Annotated in this window: 14 protein-coding genes; 1 reads left to right on the top strand and 13 read right to left on the bottom strand. The window is 67.9% G+C overall.

The features are described from left to right. Positions 1-26: 26 nt before the first annotated feature. From MMF98_RS22275 to MMF98_RS22265, 3 genes are read right to left on the bottom strand one after another with little or no spacing between them, the layout of a single operon-like run. The gene (locus MMF98_RS22275; protein ID WP_243309535.1) at positions 27-845 is read right to left on the bottom strand and encodes a shikimate dehydrogenase family protein; all 819 of its coding nucleotides are present in this window, start codon (positions 843-845) and stop codon (positions 27-29) included. 29 nt (positions 846-874) lie between these two features. Beyond that, entirely contained in the window at positions 875-2,035 is a 1,161-nt protein-coding gene (locus MMF98_RS22270; RefSeq protein ID WP_243309534.1) for an acyl-CoA dehydrogenase family protein, read from the bottom strand. A gap of 20 nt (positions 2,036-2,055) precedes the next feature. Next, positions 2,056-3,588 carry an acyl CoA:acetate/3-ketoacid CoA transferase gene (locus MMF98_RS22265; protein ID WP_243309533.1) on the bottom strand — a complete coding sequence of 511 codons (1,533 nt, stop codon included), beginning with the start codon at positions 3,586-3,588 and terminating at the stop codon, positions 2,056-2,058. A gap of 238 nt (positions 3,589-3,826) precedes the next feature. Between MMF98_RS22265 and MMF98_RS22260 the strand changes: the two genes are divergently transcribed. Next, on the top strand, positions 3,827-4,858 hold the full coding sequence (locus MMF98_RS22260; protein WP_243309532.1) for a LacI family DNA-binding transcriptional regulator: 1,032 nt from the start codon (positions 3,827-3,829) through the stop codon (positions 4,856-4,858). A gap of 33 nt (positions 4,859-4,891) precedes the next feature. Here MMF98_RS22260 and gshB read toward each other — a convergent pair whose 3' ends face one another. From gshB to MMF98_RS22210, 10 genes are all read right to left on the bottom strand, one after another. Then, on the bottom strand, positions 4,892-5,839 hold the full coding sequence (gshB, locus tag MMF98_RS22255) for a glutathione synthase (RefSeq protein WP_243309531.1): 948 nt from the start codon (positions 5,837-5,839) through the stop codon (positions 4,892-4,894). After that, positions 5,836-7,020, bottom strand: a complete 1,185-nt coding sequence (locus tag MMF98_RS22250; RefSeq protein WP_243309530.1) for a benzoate/H(+) symporter BenE family transporter — start codon at positions 7,018-7,020, stop codon at positions 5,836-5,838. The genes gshB and MMF98_RS22250 overlap by 4 nt, the downstream gene beginning before the upstream one ends. A 91-nt stretch (positions 7,021-7,111) precedes the next feature. Beyond that, the gene (locus tag MMF98_RS22245; RefSeq protein WP_243309529.1) at positions 7,112-8,980 is read right to left on the bottom strand and encodes a potassium transporter Kup; all 1,869 of its coding nucleotides are present in this window, start codon (positions 8,978-8,980) and stop codon (positions 7,112-7,114) included. A 219-nt stretch (positions 8,981-9,199) separates the two neighbouring features. Next, a complete protein-coding gene (gshA, locus tag MMF98_RS22240; RefSeq protein ID WP_243309528.1) occupies positions 9,200-10,495 on the bottom strand; it encodes a glutamate--cysteine ligase in 1,296 nt (431 codons plus the stop codon). 100 nt (positions 10,496-10,595) lie between these two features. Next, complete coding sequence (locus MMF98_RS22235) at positions 10,596-11,888, bottom strand: glutamate-5-semialdehyde dehydrogenase (RefSeq protein WP_243309527.1); 1,293 nt, start codon at positions 11,886-11,888, stop codon at positions 10,596-10,598. 41 nt (positions 11,889-11,929) lie between these two features. Next, positions 11,930-12,889, bottom strand: coding sequence for an alpha/beta hydrolase family protein (locus MMF98_RS22230; protein ID WP_243309526.1), 960 nt, complete (start codon positions 12,887-12,889; stop codon positions 11,930-11,932). Positions 12,890-12,979: 90 nt separating this feature from the next. Beyond that, a complete protein-coding gene (holA, locus tag MMF98_RS22225) occupies positions 12,980-14,044 on the bottom strand; it encodes a DNA polymerase III subunit delta (protein ID WP_243309525.1) in 1,065 nt (354 codons plus the stop codon). Positions 14,045-14,055: 11 nt separating this feature from the next. Beyond that, a complete protein-coding gene (gene rocD / locus MMF98_RS23760; protein WP_341481333.1) occupies positions 14,056-16,293 on the bottom strand; it encodes an ornithine--oxo-acid transaminase in 2,238 nt (745 codons plus the stop codon). 131 nt (positions 16,294-16,424) lie between these two features. Beyond that, a complete protein-coding gene (locus MMF98_RS22215; protein WP_243309524.1) occupies positions 16,425-16,895 on the bottom strand; it encodes an Lrp/AsnC family transcriptional regulator in 471 nt (156 codons plus the stop codon). 131 nt (positions 16,896-17,026) lie between these two features. Then, entirely contained in the window at positions 17,027-17,521 is a 495-nt protein-coding gene (locus MMF98_RS22210) for an LPS-assembly lipoprotein LptE (protein WP_423837675.1), read from the bottom strand. Between the last annotated feature and the right edge of the window lies 1 nt (position 17,522).

Here is a 17,522-nt window from a genome sequence, read left to right as displayed (position 1 = left end):
TGGCCCTGGGTGATGCGGGGGCTACGTCATGGCGGAGCCTGAGGACTTGGAACGCCGGGCGGATCGGACGCCGCGCCGCCCATGGCGAGAAAACGCCAGATCGCCTCGGCCTGGCCGTCGAGCATGTGCCGGCCCTCCTGGACCGGGTGGCCGCGCCGCACTGCTTCCGTGAGCAGGCGGGTGCGCGGCGGCTTCATGATGGCATCGGCCACGAGCGCACGCGGATCGAGCTGCTCCAGCACAACGGGCAAGGCATCGCCTTCGTTCATGCCGATCGGCGTTGCATTCACGACCAGATTGTCCGCCTTCGTCGGGCCGCGCCGCTGGACCCGCCCGCCGTAGGTGGCCGACAGGCGCGTACAGGCGTCCTCGGCACGAACGCGGTCGATGTCGTCGATCGCGACGCTGCCGACGCCGGCATCGAGCAGCGCGGTGGCAATGGCCATGCCCGCGCCGCCCGCGCCCACGACGGCGGCGCTTTGGACCCGAACCTCATGGCCGCATTGGCGCAGCCCCGCGACGAAACCCTCTCCGTCGAACAGGTCGGCACGCCAGCCCGAGGCGCCGGGCCTGAGCACGTTGGCCACGCCGGCGACGGCCACGCGCGCCGAGCGCTGCACCGCGACGCGAGCCGCCGCGGCCTTGTGCGGGATCGTGATCACCGCGCCGCCGAAGTTGCGCAGGGCGGCCAAGCCTTGCAGCGCGGTCTCGAACTGGTCGGCGCCGACATGCAATGCCACCATCTCGGCGTCGATGCCGCGTTGCGCAAAAAGCTGGTTGAAGACTTCCGGCGACCGCGCCTGGGCAATGGGGTCTCCGATGATGGCGTACAGCGTGCGGGTCATGATGAGGAGGTCCTGAGGTGGCCCGCGGTTCAGCGATGCAGGTCGAACACTTCGGCGCCGCGCTTGAGCACTTCGCGCGCGATCACGCTGCGGTGGATTTCCGAGGTGCCGTCGAAGATGCGGTACACGCGGGCGTCGCGGTAGTAGCGTTCGATCGGAAGCTCCTTGCAAAAACCCATGCCGCCGAAGATCTGCACCGCGCGGTCAACGACCTTGCCGAGCACTTCCGAGGCGTGCAGCTTCACCATCGAGATCGGGATGCGCGCGTCGAGCCCGGCGTCTATCGTCCAGGCGGCGTGCAGCACCATCAGCCTCGCCGCATGGATCTCGACGGTGCTGTCGGCCAGCATCTGCTGGATCATCTGGAACTCACCGATCCGCTTGCCAAACTGCTGGCGGTCGTTCGCATACGTCGTCATCATCTCCAGCACATGGCTGGCCTTGCCGACCGCGCGCGCGCCGACGAGGGCCAGGCGCACGCGCCCCAGCATGTTCATCGCGAGCTTGAAGCCTTCGCCTTCCTTGCCGATCAGGGCAATGGGCTCCAGCGCAACGTTGTCGAAGAACAGCTCCATGTGGGGCGTGCCGCGCAGGCCCATCATTTCCTGGTCCTTGCCCACCGTGAAGCCGGGCAGGTTCTTGTCGACGGCGAACAGCGATATCTGCCTGTCGCCGGTGCGCGCGGAGACCAGAAAGAAATCGCTGAACTCGGCATCGCTGATGAAGTGCTTGCTGCCGTTGAGCACCCATCCGTTGTCCGTCCTGCGGGCATGGGTCTTGATGGCCTGCGCGTCCGACCCGGCGCCGGGCTCGGTGATCGCCAGCCCGCAGGTTCTCTCGCCGCGCACCGCCGGCGCCAGCCAGCGCGGCACCTGGTCGCCCTCGCACGCCAGCAGGGCGTCGTACACGTTGCCGAAGGCGCGCCGCACCAGAATGTCGGTGCTGTGCCCGAACTGCTCCTCGCACAGCATCCAGTCGACCGCGCTGAGCCCACCGCCGCCGTGCTCGGCCGGCATGTTGAGCGCGTAGAGGCCGATGGCGCGCGACTGGTCCATCAGGCGCCGGGCGAGGTCCGCATCCAGGCGGCCTTCGTCCTCCACCCTCTGTTCCAGGGGCTGCAATTCGGTCTTGATGAAACGCCGAACGGTGTCGATCATCAGCTTCTGTTCGTCGTTGAGCGCAAAGTCCATGGTCTTCCTTGTGGGCGGTGTCAGGCCGCCGGGCCGGCCGCGTCGGCGGGCTCACAGAAATAGGCGGCGTTCATGAGTCGCGGCGCACGCACGATGGGCTTGAAGTCCATTCGCGACAGGATGTCACGCTCCAAGTCCACGCCGGGGGCGATGTCGGTCAGCTCCAGGCCTTCAGGCGTGAGCCGGAACACGGCGCGCTCGGTCACGTAGATGACCTCCTGCCCGCGTCGCACGGCCTCCTTGCCGCTGAACGTGATGCCGGCCACTTTCTTCACGAGCTTGCGCACTTCGCCGTGGCGCTGGATCGTCAGCGCCCCGTCGGCGACCGTGAGCCGGGTGCCCTTGGCGTCGAACGAGCCGCAGAACACGACTTTCTGCGCACCCTGCGAGATGTCGATGAAACCGCCGGGGCCGCTGATCTGGCCGCCGAAGTGGGACACATTGACGTTGCCCTCTGCATCCATCTCGGCCATGCCGAGAAAGGTCTGGTCGAGGCCGCCGCCCGAGTACAAATCGAACTGTTCCGCGGCCGAGAGAATGGCCGCCGGATTGGCCGCGATGCCGAACATGTCGCCGGTCAGCAGCCTGCCGCCATGCACGCCCTGCTCGATCGTGAACCAGTAGCGGCTGGCATCGCCGCGCCGCGCGATGACCTCGGCCACGCCGGACGACATGCCGAAGCCGAAATTGACCGAAGCGCCGTCGATCAGTTCCTCTGCGGCACGCAGCGCCACGGCGTGCCGCACCGGATCGCGCTCGGGCGGGTGGGTCGCCTCGGGCTGGCTTTCGCCGAGCCCGGCCAGCGACACGTCGTAGCGCCCGTGGTAGGTCTGCGGCTGGTCCGGGCAGGGCAGCACGAAATCGACCAGATTGCCCGGCACCGAGACCTCGCGCGGGCGCAGCTTGCCGACCGGCACCACCTCACGCACCTGCGCGATGACGATGCCGCCGCAGCGCTTGGCGGCCAGCGCGACCGCATAGGAGTCGAGGTCGGCGGGCTCTTCAACGGCGCTGATGTTGCCGTTCTCGTCGGCATAGGTGCCGCGGATGACCGCAACGTCAACCTTGAAGGGCCGGTAGCGCAGCACGTCCTGGCCGTCGATCTGCATCAGCTCCACCAGTTCTTCCTGGGCCGCCTCGTTGCAGCGCCCGCCCTGGTGGCGCGGGTCCACGAAGGTGCCCAGGCCCACGTGGGTGAACAGGCCCGGCCGGCCGGCGCCGATTTCCCGCAGCAGGTGGGTCAGCGCGCCGGAGGGCATGCAGTAGGCCTCGAGCTTGTTGTGCTGCGCCAGCGCGAGCATGCGCGGCGACCAGATCCAGTGGCCGCCGATGACGCGCTTGACCATGCCTTCGTGGGCGAAGCGGTTGATGCCCTTGTCCTGCCGGTCGCCCATGCCCAGCGTGTGCACCAGGGTAATGCCCCTGGGCTGACCGCCCTGGAGAAAAGCCTCTTCGAAGCAGCGAAGGACTTCCTCGGGCTCAAGCAGGCCCCCGCCGGCCCCGGAGACGGCCGTCACGGCGCCTTCGCGCAAGCCTGCCAGGACTTGCTTCAATTGCCCAAAGTCGAGAACGCGCATCAAAAATCTTTCTAGTAGATCGTTCTACTTGATTTTAAAGAAGGATTTTTGTCAGTCAACGGCAAATAATAGGTATTAACCCTACATCTCTCATCTGTAATCTCACTTCTCGGAGGGAAAACAAGCCCTTTTCGGTAAAGGTGTTCAGCCAAAAAGGTAAATCGTTCTACTTTTCACCGGTCAATGGCCAGGGAATAGACGGGAGAATCGACCCATGGACAAACGACGCATCACCATCAACGACATTGCGGCGCACGCTGGCGTTTCGCGCTCGACCGTTTCGCTTGTGCTGCAAAAACACCCGCGCATCCCGGAGGAAACAGCAGAGAAAGTGCGGCAGTCGATCGCTGCGCTCGGCTACACCTACAACCGCAACGCCGCCAATCTGCGGCGCAGGACGTCCCAGGCCATCGGCCTCGTCATCAACGACATCCGCAACCCCTTTTTCGCCCAGCTGACGTCGGCCGTGGAAGAAAGGGCGGCCGAGGCCGGCTACATGGTGTACCTCGTCGAATCGGCGGAGCAGCCGGCACGGCAGGAGCGCCTGCTGGAGTCGTTCATCGAACATGACGTCGCGGGCCTGATCGTCTGCGCCGCCACGGGCACGCCACCGCAGGCCTTCGACCGGTTCCTCGCGGCCGGCATTCCGATCTGCATGGCCGTCCGGCCCTACCCGGACGCCCGGCTGGATTTTGCGGGCTCCGACAACTACGGAGGGGCAAAGATGGCCACCCAGCACCTGATCGACCTCGGGCACCGCCGGATCGCCTTCCTCGGCGGGGAGCGCGAGAACCCGGTTCGCATCGACCGGCTGGCCGGCTACTTCTCGGGGCTGGATGCGCGCGGCATCGCTTTTGATCCGGCGCTGGTGGTTGAAAGCCGCCCCTCCCTGACCAGCGGCGTCGCCGACGTGAACGCCGTCATGCGCCTGGAAGCGCGCCCCACGGCCATGCTCTGCTACAACGATTTCGTGGCCATGGGCGTGATGCACGCCCTGCGGTGCGCCGGGCTGACGCCGGGCGAGCACATGGCCGTCGTCGGCTTTGACGGCATGCCGGAAACGGAGATCACGCATCCGCCCCTGTCCACGGTTCAGCTGTACGGCCGCAAGATCGGCAGCGATGCGGCCGAGCTGCTGATCTCACGCATCGGCGACCCCGCCCGCCCGCCCACCCGGCGGGTGGAACAGGCGACCCTGATCGTCCGGGCCTCGTCGGGCCGCCCGCTCAACGCCAACGGCGAATGAGCCGCGGCCGTCCGCCAGACACCGGCATGGGTTCTAGGCTTTCAGCGCCTGCTCGAGCGCGTCGATGAACATGGCCGGCACGTCGAAGCCGGTCTGCTCGGTGATTTCCTGGAAGCAGGTCGGGCTGGTGACGTTGACTTCGGTCAGGCAATCGCCGATCACGTCCAGCCCCACCAGCAGCAGGCCGCGCGCGGCCAGCACCGGGCCCAGCGCTTCGGCGATCTCGCGGTCTTTGGCCGTGAGCGGCTGGGCCACGCCCTTGCCGCCCGCCGCCAGGTTGCCGCGCACCTCGCTGCCCTGCGGGATGCGCGCCAGGCTGTAGGGCACGGGCTGGCCGCCGATCACCAGGATGCGCTTGTCGCCCTGCGTGATCTCGGGCACGAAGCGCTGCACCATGATGGTTTCGGCGCCGTCCTTGTTGAGCGTTTCGATGATGGAGCCGAGATTCAGGCCATCGGCCCTGACGCGGAAGATGCCCATGCCGCCCATGCCGTCCAGCGGCTTGAGGATGATGTCGCCGTGCTCGGCGTGGAAGCGCCGCACCTCGTCGGCGCTGCGCGTGACCAGCGTGGGGCTCACGTACTGCGCGAACTCCATGATCGCGAGCTTCTCGGGATGGTCGCGCAGCGTGCGCGGCTGGTTGAAGACCCTGGCGCCCTCGCGCTCGGCCTGCTCCAGCAGGTGGGTGGCGTAGAAATACTCGCTGTCGAACGGCGGGTCCTTGCGCATCACGATGGCGTCAAAGTCCTTCAGCGCCTTGAGCGGCGCGGCGTCTTCGCGGAACCAGTCGTGCGCATCGCCGGAGAGCGTGATCTCGCGCACCGTGGCCACCACGGGCGCGCCGGAGCGCCAGACCAGGTCGCACGGCTCGCAGGCCGCGATGCGGTGGCCGCGGCGCTGCGCCTCGCGCATCATCGAAAAAGTGGTGTCCTTGTAGATCTTGAAGGTGGAGAGCGGATCGGCGACGAAGAGAATGTTCATGCGGCAGGCTTTCGTTTCCCATACTGTTGCACAAACAGCGCCAGGGCGCCCGCCACCACGCCCCAAAACGCCGAGCCGACTCCGGCTATTGACACGCCGCTGAGCGTGACCAGGAAAGTGATGAGCGCGGCCTCGCGGTGCGGCTCCTCCCTGAGCGAGGTGGCCAGCCCGCCGCCGATGGTGCCCAGCAGCGCCAGGCCCGCGATGGCGGCCACCAGTTCCTTGGGAAAGGCCGTGAGCAACCCGGTCACCGCCGCGCCGAAGATGCCGATCACCACGTAAATCGCGCCGCAGGACACGGCCGCGGTGTAGCGCCTGGCCGGGTCTTCATGCGCCTCGCGGCCCATGCAGATGGCGGCCGTGATGGCGCTCAGGTTCAGCGCGTAGCCGCCGAACGGCGCCAGCACCAGCGTGGCCACGCCGGTGAGCGTGATGATCTTCGAGATCGGCATGCGGTAGCCCGCGGCCTGGATCGCCGCCACGCCCGGCAGGTTCTGCGAGGCCATGGTCACCACGAACAGCGGGATCGCCAGGCTCACGAAAGCGGCCAGCGTGAAGCGGGGCGCAGTGAATACCGGTTTTGCGAAGTCAAAAGTGACGGAGGTCCAGGCCAGCTGGTCATTGATTGCTACATAAATAATAGCAATCCCCAGTGTGAGCACCACCGCGTAGCGCGGCAGCCAGCGCCGCCCGAGCAGGTAGCTGGCCAGCATCAGCAGCACCAGCGGCAAGGCGGTCTGCGCCGCGGCGAAGGCCGAGAGGCCGAAGCGCGCCAGCACGCCGGCCAGCAGCGCCGAGGCGATGGCCATCGGGATGCGGTTCATCACGCGCTCGAACCAGCCCGTGACGCCGAACAGCGTGATCAGCACCGCGCAGGCCATGAAGGCGCCCACGGCCTCGGCCATCGAGAAGCCGCCGGCCAGGCCCGCCGTGGCCAATACCGCCGCGCCGGGCGTGGACCAGGCCACCATCACCGGCTGGCGCAGGATCAGCGAGGGAATCGCCGAGCACAGCCCCATGCCGATGCCCAGCGCCCACATCCAGGAGCTGATCTGCGCCGGCGTGGCATCGAAGGCCTGCGCGGCCTGGAACACGATGGCCACCGAACTCGTGAAGCCGACCAGCACGGCGACGAAGCCGGCCGTGAAGGCCGACAGGCTCAGGTCTTTGAAGAAACGCATGGGGTGGGATTCTGGCAGTTCGCCGGCCTCGGCTGCTGGCGAAGGGGGCGGGCTCGCCAGCCGCCCGCAAGCTCAGCCACCCCACGGCATGTCAGATCTCGATCTTCGACCCCAGCTCCACCACCGAGTTGTTGGGCAGGTTGAGAAAGTCCGCCGCGCCGCTGGCATTGCGGTGCATCTGCGCGAACAGCTTCTCGCGCCATGGCGCCATGCCGCGCCCGATGGTGGGGATGACGATGTCTCGCGACAGGAAGTAGCTGGTGCTCATGGCCTCCAGATCGCAGCCGCGCCCACGCATCATGGCCAGGGCGCGCGGCAGGTCGGGGTCGTTCTTGAAGCCGTAGTGCACCACCACCTGCCAGCAGTCGTGGCCCAGCGGCTCGATCGCCAGCCGCTTGTCCATGCCGATCCACGGCACCTCGTGGTGGCGCACCGTGACGAACAGGTTCTGCTCGTGCAGCACCTTGTTGTGCTTGAGGTTGTGCAGCAGCGCGTTGGGCACGGTGCCGGGCTCGGCCGTGAGAAACACGGCCGTGCCGCCCACGCGCGTGGGCGGCTCGACGAACACGGCCTCCAGGAAGCCCTTGAGGTCGATCGCGTCGGTGTGCATCTTCTCGTTGAGCAACTGGCGCCCGCGCTTCCAGGTGGCGAGCACGGTGTACAGCACCGCCGCCAGCAGCAGCGGGAACCAGCCGCCCTGCGCGATCTTCATCGAGTTGGAGATGAAGAAGGCCACGTCCACGATGAAGAAGCAGCCGGTGGCCAGGAGGCACAGCCACAGCGGGTAGCCCCAGCCATAGCGCACCACGAAGAAGGTCAGCACCGTGGTGATGACCATCACCAGGCTGACCGAGATGCCGTAGGCCGCGGCCAGCGCGCTGGACGAGCCGAACAGCCCGACCGCGGCGATCACGCCGACTAGCAGCATCCAGTTCACCGCCGGGATGTAGATCTGGCCGGTGTCGCGGATCGAGGTGTGCAGGATGGTCAGGCGCGGCAGGAAGCCGAGCTGGATGGTCTGCTTGGTGGCCGAGAACGCGCCCGAAATCAGCGCCTGCGAGGCGATCACCGTGGAGGCGGTGGCCAGCACCACCATCGGGATCAGCGCCCACTCGGGCGCCATCAGGTAGAACGGGTTCTCGACCGCCTTGGGGTCGGCCAGCACCAGCGCGCCCTGGCCGAAGTAGTTGAGCACCAGCGAGGGCATGATCAGGGTGAACCAGGCCAGCCGGATCGGCATCTTGCCGAAATGGCCCATGTCGGCGTACAGCGCCTCGGCGCCCGTCACGCACAGGAACACGGCCCCGAGCGTGATGAACGCCAGCGCATAGTGCTGCGCCGCGAACTCCACCGCATAGCCCGGCCAGATGGCCAGCAGCACGCCGGGGTTGCCGATGATCTGGCCCACGCCCATGAGCGCGATCGCGATGAACCAGATCACCATGACCGGGCCGAAGAACTTGCCGATGTCGCCCGTGCCGCGCCGCTGCATCATGAACAGCAGCACCAGCACCACCAGCGAGATCAGCACCACGTAGGGCTTGGCCGCGGGGGTGACGATCTCCAGGCCCTCCACCGCCGACAGCACGGAGATGGCCGGCGTGATGACGCCGTCGCCGAAGAACAGTGCGACGCCGAAGACGCCGATCATCAGCAGCACGCGCCGGCTGCGCGGGCGGTTCCTGACCGACTGCGAGGCCAGCGCGAGCAGCGCCATCAGGCCGCCTTCGCCGTGGTTGTCGGCGCGCATGATGAGCGCCACGTACTTGATGGAGACGACGATGGTCAGCGTCCAGAAGAACAGCGACAGCACGCCCAGCACATTGCCGTGCGTGAGCGGCACATGGCCGCTCGCGAAGACTTCCTTGAAAGCGTAGAGGACGCTGGTGCCGATGTCGCCGTAGACAACACCGATGGCGCCGAGCGTGAGCGCCGGGAGCGAGGATTTCGAGCTTTGCACTGAGATCCCCCGTCTTGGTGGCTGGCGGCCGGCGGGGTTCCGTAACCTTTGGGATGCGTATTGTGCGCCTCGACCACCGGCTTGCAAGGCGGGAACCACGACTAAAGCGGAGAACTGGCGCAGTTGTTGCAGCGCAGCAACTGGATATCCAGCCAGTCTTGCCAAGGGGCCGGCGCCTCGATCTTGCGGCGCGGCCCCGGGGAGACGATGAACAGGCTCCTAGTCGTAGATCTCGGCGTCCGGGTCAGTGGCCTCGAGCTCGTAGCTGGCCGCCAGCATGGCCAGCCGGCCGATCACGCCATACATGTAGAAGCGGTTGGGCGCGCTGGCCCCGGGCTTCTGGCCGGGCTGGGGCAGGTGGCTGCTTTCGGCGAACGCCAGCGGCACGAAGCTCGCGCCGGGGGCGTTGAGGTTCTCGTCCACGCCGCGCTCGGCGTGGATGCGGTAGAAGCCGCCGACCACGTAGCGGTCCATCATGTAGACCACCGGCTCGGCCACGGCCTCGTTCATGCGCTCGTTGGTCAGCACGCCTTCCTGGATGATGACGTCGCTGACGGGCTGGCCGTCCTTGATGATCGACATCTTGTTCTTGGTCTTGCGGTTCAGGACTTCGAGGTCCTTGACGTCGCGCACCGTCATGATGCCCATGCCATAGGTGCCGTTGTCAGCCTTGACCACCACGAACGGCTTCTCGTTGATGCCGTATTCCTTGTACTTGCGCCGCACCTTGGTCAGCAGCGCGTCCACGTTGCTGGTCAGGCAGTCGAGCCCCGAGCCTTCGGCGAAATTGACCTCGCCGCACTTGGCGTACAGCGGATTGATCAGCCAGGGGTCGATGCCCAGCAGCTTGCCGAAGCGCTTGGACACCTCCTCATAGGCCTGGAAATGCCGGCTCTTGCGCCGCACCGACCAGCCCGCGTGCAGCGGCGGCAGCAGGTACTGCTCGTGCAGGTCTTCCAGGATGCCGGGTGCGCCGGCCGACAGGTCGTTGTTGAGCAGGATGGTGCAGGGATCGAAGTCCTTGAGCCCCAGGCGGCGCCTGCTGCGGATCACGGGCTCCAGCGTGATCTGCTCGCCGGTCGGCAGGTCCACCGTGGTGGGCTGCTTGATCTCGGGGTCGATCGAGCCGATGCGCACGTTCAGGCCGGCCATGTGGAAGATGCGCTTGAGCTGGGCGACGTTGCTCAGGTAGAAGGTGTTGCGGGTGTGGTTTTCCGGGATCACCAGCAGGTTCTTGGCCTCGGGGCAGATCTTCTCGATCGCCGCCATGGCCGCCTGCACTGCCAGCGGCAGCATCTCGGGCGTGAGGTTGTTCCAGCCGCCGGGGTACAGGTTGGTGTCCACCGGTGCCAGCTTGAAGCCGGCGTTACGGATGTCCACCGAGCTGTAGAACGGCGGCGTGTGCTCCATCCATTCCAGGCGGAACCAGCGCTCGATGGCCGGCATGGAGTCCAGGATGCGTTGTTCGAGTTCGTTGATGGGCCCCGTCAGGGCCGTGATGAGATGCGGAACCATGCGGCCCTCGTGTCGTGGCGAATCGGAATATTCGAGTGGAATTGTAGGGATTTGAGGGCGGCTGCGGAGCTTACAAGAGCCAGCGCGCAACCGCGCGCGCTCAAAGGCGGACTTCGCCCTGCCCCAGCACCACCCACTTGAGCGAGGTCAGGCCTTCGAGGCCGACCGGCCCGCGGGCGTGGAACTTGTCGGTGCTGATGCCGATTTCCGCGCCCAGCCCGTATTCGAAGCCATCGGCGAAGCGGGTGCTCGCGTTCACCATGACGCTGGCCGAATCCACTTCGCGCAGGAAGCGCTGCGCGTGCATGTGGTCGCGCGTGAGGATCGCGTCGGTGTGGTGGCTGCCATACCGGTTGATGTGGGCAATGGCCTCGTCCAGCCCCTCCACCACCTTGATGCTGATGATGGGCGCGAGGTATTCCTCCGACCAGTCCTGCTCGCTCGCGGGAACGACGGTTGCTACTGAATTGATAGCGGCTTGTGACCGCAGGATCTGGACTGCGGCGTCATCTCCTCGCATTTCCACGCCCTTGGCCGCATAGATGGCCCCGATCTTCGACAGGAACGCCTGCGCCACGCCGCGCGCCACCAGCAGGCTCTCGCTGGCATTGCAGGGACTGTACTTCTGGGTCTTGGCGTTGTCGGCCACGGTCACGGCCATGTCGATGTCGCAGGGATCGTCCACGTAGACATGGCAGTTGCCGTCCAGGTGCTTGATCACCGGTACCTTGGCCTCGCGGCTGATGCGTTCGATCAGGCCCTTGCCGCCGCGCGGGATGACCACGTCCACGTACTGGGGCATGGTGATGAGCTGACCCACGGCCTCGCGGTCGGTGGTCTGCACCAGTTGCACCGCGTCCTCGGGCAGGCCGGCCTCGGCCAGCGCCTGCCGCACCAGCAGCGCCAGCGCCTTGTTGGACTCGATGGCCTCCGAGCCGCCGCGCAGGATGCAGGCGTTGCCGCTCTTGATGCTCAGGCTGGCGGCCTCGATGGTCACGTTGGGGCGGCTCTCGAAGATCATGCCGAACACGCCGATGGGCACGCGCATCTGGCCCACGCGGATGCCGCTGGGCTGCTGCTTCATGCCGATGATCTCGCCGATGATGTCGGGCATGGCGGCGAGCTGTTCGCAACCCTGGGCGCAGGTGTCGAGCACCTTGGGCGTGAGCTTGAGCCGGTCCACCATCGGCGCGGCCAGGCCGGCGGCCACGGCGCGCTCCAGATCCCGGGCATTGTCGGCCTGCAGGGCCGCCACGTTCTCGCGCAGCAGCCGGGCCAGTCCTTTCAGCGCGCGGTTCTTGGCGGCGGCGCTCGCCCGCGCCATCTGCGCCGAAGCGACCCTGGCCTGCAGGCCCAGCGTCTGCATGTATTCGGCGATATTGAGGGCGTTCATGCGCTGGATTTTCGCATGGCACCGCAACGCCGCGCCGCTCTTCAGCCTTTCAGCCCTTTGGCCGCCAGGTCAAGGATGTCCTGCGTGGGCGCTCCCTGCAGGCATTTCGCGCCCACCTGGCGGCCGGAGCCGCCCAGGGCATGCCGCTGCCCGTCGCTGCCCTCGCCGGTCAGCACCTGCGTGTCCACCCCGATGGCGCGCAGGCGCTCGGCCAGCGGCGTCTGGGTGTGCCAGGGCACGTTGGTGTCCTTGGGGTCGCCCAGCACGAAGACGCGCAGGCCGCTGTGGGCGACACCGGGCCGCAGGTGGTCCACCGGCTCGTAGGAATCCGCAAAGCCGGTCAGGTCGCGGTCGCGCCCGAAGGCCTGCCAGCGCAGCCTGGGCGACGAGACGGACGAGGCCGGGACGGCGCAGAGCACGTCGGCGCGCCACCCGAGCAGGGCCGCCACCAGATGGCCGCCGCCGCTCAGGCCCACCAGCCCGAATTCGGCGACCCCGTGCCGGGCCTTGATCGCGTCCACCGCCGCGTCGGTCAGCCGCGCCTCATGCTCCCGCCGGCGCTGCCGGTGCTCGCCGGACGAGCCGAAGGTGCCCGGCCGCGACAGCACGATCAGCGGCACGCCCAGCGTCGCCTGCATATCACCGGCAAGCTGCTGCATCGCGCGCGGATGGCGCGAGGCATAGCCTCGCTCCGGTTCGTCGAACACCAGTTGGTCGCCAGGAATGTAGACCAGCACGCGCGCGGCCTGGCCCGAGGCGGGCAGGCCCGCGGCCCAGTAGCGGATGCATTCGGGCTGGCCCGAGGCCGGGCGCGCCCAGACGGCGTCGCGCACCCGGGCGCAGGCGGCCTCGTCGGCTGCCACCCCCTTCACCAGCCCCTCGGCGCTGAAGTTCGCATCGCCGGAGTCGAAGGGGACCCGCTGGGCGAACGCGGGACATGCCGCCGCAGCGGCGAGCAGCACCGCCCAGGCGCGGCGCAGAATCCATTGGCCAGTTTGCATGGCTTTGTCTCCTCGGGTCTCCGTGGAGCGGCCAGTGTAGGCAAGGGATGCCAACAAAGCCTGACAGGTGAAGGAGCTCAGTTCCGGGATTCAGCCGGCCCGGGCCGGCGCCGCGCATTCCCGGCACAGCATCATCGCGAGCCGGTGCAGCGCCTGCCAGCCCTCGGTGGGCCAGCCAGGCGCTTTCAGCCCCTTGACGATGCCGTCGACCTGGTGCGCGGCATGCAGCAGGTTGTCCACGGTGGTGGACGACAGGCGGGGCAGCACGCGCTCGAACAGCCGCTCCTTGAGCCCCCAGATGCGCTGCTCGCGCAGCGCCATGGGCAGCGGGCGGCCCTGGCCGACCGCGTCCTTGACGCGCTTGAGCGCGCGGATGTCCTCGGCCAGCGTGTAGTGCACCAGCACCTCGGCCTCGCCCTCGGCCTGCAGGCCGTCGAGCATGCGCTGCACGCGAGCGGCCTGGCCACCGAGCACGGCTTCGGACAGCTTGAACACGTCATAGCGCGCCACGTTGAGCACGGCGCTTTCCACTTGCTCGAAATTCAGCTCGCCTGGCGGATAGAGCAACGCGAGCTTCTGGATCTCCTGGTGCGCGGCCAGCAGGTTGCCTTCGACGCGGTCAGCAAAGAACTGCAGCGTGCGCTGGCCCTCCTCGCCGGCCGTCACGCGCTGGCCCTGCAGGGCCAGCCGCTGCGCGATCCAGGGCGGCAGCGCGGCGCGCTCCACCGGGTCCACCTGCACGGTGACGCCGAAGCTCTCGAGCGCCGAGAACCAGGCGCCGCCCTTGGTCATCTTGTCCAGCCGCGGCAGCATGAACAGGGTCAGCGTGCTGTCGTTGCCCTGCGCGCTTTCGGCCAGTTGCTGGATCGCCGGACTGCCTTCCTTGCCGGGTTTGCCGGAAGGAATGCGGATCTCGACGATCTGCTTGTCCGCGAACAGGGACAGCGAGCCGCCGGCGGCCAGCACCTCGCTCCAGTCGAAATGGGCGCCCGCCACGGTGTGCGAGCTGCGCTCGGTGTAGCCCTGTGCGCGCGCGGCCGCGCGGATCGCATCGGCCGCTTCCTGCACCAGCAGCGGCTCATCGCCGTGCAAGGTGTACAGGGATTTCAGGCCGCGCTGCAAGTGCTGGCTGAGTTGGGGAGCGGCGATCTGCATGCGCCCCGAGTTTACGCGGCCCGGCGCTCGCCCGGCTCCGGCAGGCGGGGGTGCGGCACCCCGGCGGCGCGGCCCCGGTAGCGGTTGTTGAGCGTGAGGGTGAGGCAGTAGGCCGCGCCGCCCGAGCGGTTGAAGGCGCCCAGCGGCACCACGTGCACGCGGTAGCCGCGCGCCTCGATCTGGGCGCGCAGCCCGGACGAGCAGTGGCACATGACCACGTCGCGGCCGATGCAGACCGAGTTGACGCCCAGGTGCTCGGCGTCCTCCAGCGGCGCCTCGATCAGTTGGCGGCCCGCCAGCGCCCTGATCTGCGCGCGCCCCTCCCCGGTGAAGGCCGCCGGGTGGTAGACGATCTCGCCGCCCGACAGCAGGCAGAAACAGGTGTCGAGGTGGTAGTAGCGCGGATCCACCAGCTCCAGCGGCAGCGTGGGAATGCCGAACACCTGCTCCACCGTGTGGTGCGCGGCGCGGCACGAGCGCTGGCCGTAGCCCATCCACATCAGGCCGCGGCCGGCGTCGTAGATGGCGTCGCCCGCGCCCTCGAAATACACGCCCTCGGGCGTGCGGTGCAGCGAGTCGATCTCGCCGCGAGCCTGCAGCTGCTCGAACATGTGCCGGCCATGCGCCTCCTCGCCAGCGCGCTCTTCCCGCAGGTAGCGCGCCAGCAGGGCCTTGCCATCGAGCACCACGGCGCAGTTGGCGGTGAACACCAGGTCGGGCAGGCCGCGCGCGGCTGGCTTGACCACCACCTGCGCCCCCAGCGATTCGTAGGTGGCCTTGAGCGCGGCCCAGCCGGCCTGCGCATCGCGCGAGAGCCGCCGCGCGTCGAGCGACCATTGGTCGGGATTCATCCAGGGATTGATCGAGTAAGCCACCTCGAAATGGTCGGGCGGGCTCATCAGCAGGTGCGGCGCGGCTGGGTCGGGGTTCACTCGGGCGCTCACTCCATCGGCAGGCGCCACGACTCCGGCAACAGGCTCGGGCAACGCGGGCGCTCCCGAATTAATAGCAAGCTCGCGCCGTTTTTCAAGGACCACGGCTTCAAAAGCATCCAAAGCCCGGTCCAGCAGCGCTGTCGTGATGGTCAGCGGCGGCGCGAAGCGGATCACGGTCTCATGGGTTTCCTTGGACAGCACACCGTGCTGCGCGAGCCGCTCCACCAGCTCGCGCGCGCTGGCCTGCGCCGGGTCGATCTCCACCCCGGCCCACAGGCCGCGCCCGCGCACCGCGCGGATCAGCGGGCCCGCCTGCGCCTGCACGGCCCGCAGCCGCGCCAGCAGGTGGGTGCCCAGCACCGCGCTGCGCGCCACGAGGTGCTCGTCCTCCATCACTCGCAGCGCCTCCAGCCCCACGGCCGCGGCCAGCGCATTGCCGCCGAAGGTGGAGCCATGGCTGCCGGGATTGAACACGTCCATCACCGCGTCGTCGGCCAGGAAGGCGCTGACCGGCAGCAGCCCGCCGCCCAGGGCCTTGCCCAGGATCAGCCCGTCGGGGCGGATGTGCTCATGCTCGAACGCGAACCAGCGGCCGGTGCGGCCGAGGCCGGACTGCACCTCGTCGAGGATCAGCAGCACGCGCTCGCGGGTGCACCAGTCGCGCAGTTCAGCAAAAAAGCCTGCGGGCGGCAGCACGATGCCGGCCTCGCCCTGGATCGGCTCGATCAGCACGGCGCAGGTCTCGATCGTGGCGGCCGCGCGCACGCTGGCCATGTCGCCAAAGTCGAACCAGCGGAAACCGGGCGTGAACGGGCCGAAGCCGGCGCGGTAGTCGGGCTCGCTGGAGGCGCTGATCACGGTGGTGGTGCGGCCATGGAAGTTGTTGCGCGCGACCAGGATCTCGGCCTGCCCGTCGGCGATGCCCTTGACGCGGTGGCCCCAGCGCCGCGCGGCCTTGATCGCGGTTTCCACCGCTTCGGCGCCGGTGTTCATGGGCAGCGCGCGGTCGAAGCCGGCCAAGGTGCAGAGCTTTTCGAGGAAGGGGCCGAGCGTGGTGCCGTAGTAGGCCCGCGAGGTGACTGCCACGCGCTCCAGCTGGCGATGCGCGGCCGCCACCAGGCGCGGGTGCAGGTGGCCGTGGCTGACAGCGGAATACGCACTCATCATGTCGATGTACTCGCGCCCCTCGACATCCCACACCAGGCAGTCGCGCGCGTGGTCGACAACGACCGGCAGCGGGTGGTAGTTGCGGGCACAGTACTGCGCCTCAATGCCGACGAATTCTTGGGGAGGTGCTATCTTTTTTGCAGTCATGGCCGTTCTCCTTCGATAGGAGAAGTCTAGGCAGGCCCGGGCTGCGGCAGCGGTGAATCGGTGGGGCGGGCGCGGCCGGGGCAGCCGTCTTTTGGCGGTATAGCTTCCGAAACGGAAGCGTATTGCAGCAGTCAGCTTCGCGGCAGCGGGAAGCCGGCAAATTCCTTGATGGTCTGCAGCTCGGTGCTGGTCACGATCTTCTCGATGCCCAGGCCCACGTCGTCGAGCCAGGCGCTGGTGAGGTCGCGGTACTGCGCGAGGTCGCGGCAGGCCACGCGCACGAGGTAGTCGTAGCGCCCGCTGACCAGGTAGCAGGCCACCACCTCGGGCGCCGCCGCCATGCGTTTCTCGAAGCGCTGCACCGTGGCCTGGCGCTGGTCCTTCAGCGCGATTTCGGCGAACACCGACACCTGCTCGCCCAGTGCCGCGCGGTGGACCAGGGCGCGGTAGCCCTCGATCAGGCCCTGCGCCTCCAGGCGGCGCACGCGGTTGAGGGTGGCGCGCGCCGAGAGGTTCACCGCTTCCGACAGCGCCTGGGCGGTGGCGCGCCCGTCACGCTGCAGCAGTTCCAGCAGCTTGAGGTCGGCGCGGTCGAGCGGCATGGCTCAGGCCGCCTTGCAAGCTTGATCGGTTGGGGACAGGGCTGCGCGCTGCGCGCTCCGGTCCGCCCCACAAGCTTGATCAGTTGGGGACAGAGCTCCGCGCTGCGCGCTCCGGTCTGTCCCACAAGGTCTCATAATTCCTTCACCGCCGCCAGGCGGCGCATGAGCTGCTGCACCAGGTCGCTCTGCATGTCGCGGTACAGCAGGCCTTCTTCGGCCTCCTTGGACAGCACAGCGGACTCGCTGAAGCTGATGTCGCGCTGCAGCAGGATTTCGGTGTCCGGGATCAGCTCCTTGCCCTGCGGCGTGCGCAGCCTGAAGCGGAAACGCAGGCGCAGCTGGAACTCGGTCACCTGGCCGGCCGAGTTCATGCCGACCACCACCTTCTCGCGCTGCTCCTGCAGAACGTCCAGGATCACCTGCGCCGTGTTGATCTGCTTCGGGTCGTTGACCACCTGCACCGAGCCGACGGAGGCCAGGTAGCGCTTGAGCTCGTTGCCGACCGGGGAGTTGGGGGCCCCGACGAACAGGGAGGTGAACACGAATTTTGGCGCCTTGCGCAGCTCGAAGCCGCAGGCGGCCAGAACCGCGACGGGCGCGAGAGCGAGAAGCAGGCGGCGTTGCAGC

Origin of the sequence: Variovorax terrae (assembly GCF_022809125.1) — a bacterium.
In the GTDB taxonomy this organism is placed as follows: domain Bacteria; phylum Pseudomonadota; class Gammaproteobacteria; order Burkholderiales; family Burkholderiaceae_C; genus Variovorax_A; species Variovorax_A terrae.
This window is presented reverse-complemented; position numbering and strand designations above follow the sequence as displayed.